Raw genomic sequence first — 601 nt, forward strand, 5'->3', positions numbered from 1 at the left:
CAAAGAGGATTAAACATAGGTGTTGGGTTATTTATAGTATCAGAAGCTTTATTTTTTTTAGCCATTTTTTGAACATTTTTCCATAGTGCTCTTTCACCTGCTGTTGAGTTAGGTGCAATGTGACCACCTATGGGAATAGAAGCAATAGATCCTTTTGAATTACCTTTAATTAATACAGTTATTCTTCTTGCTTCAGGGTTTACTGTAACATATGGTCATCATTTCCTAATTAATGGAAAAAGAAGTAAAACTTTATATGGTTTACTTTATACAATCATACTAGCAATTATATTTACAGCTTTACAGGGGGTAGAGTACTCTGTTTCAAGTTTTACTATTTCAGATGGAGCTTTTGGATCATGTTTTTATTTTGGTACAGGATTCCATGGATTACACGTAATGATTGGTACAATATTTTTAGCTGTAGGATTATGACGTGTGTTAGCTTACCATTTAACAGATAGTCATCATTTAGGACTAGAAGCTGGTATACTTTATTGACATTTTGTAGATGTTGTATGATTATTTTTATTTGTTTCAATTTACTACTGAGGTTCTTAAGAAGTAGGTAACGGATTATGAAGCATAGGTTTGGGTATAT

1 pseudogene is annotated in these 601 nt (G+C 31.6%); it reads left to right on the top strand.

Features of this window, described 5'->3' with window-relative positions:
* Positions 1-435, top strand: a pseudogene (locus tag ACFFRH_RS44490) (cytochrome c oxidase subunit 3); the annotation flags it as partial.
* Positions 436-601 lie beyond the last annotated feature (166 nt).

The sequence above is a fragment of the Streptosporangium vulgare genome, from assembly GCF_042428775.1.
GTDB lineage: Bacteria > Actinomycetota > Actinomycetes > Streptosporangiales > Streptosporangiaceae > Streptosporangium > Streptosporangium vulgare.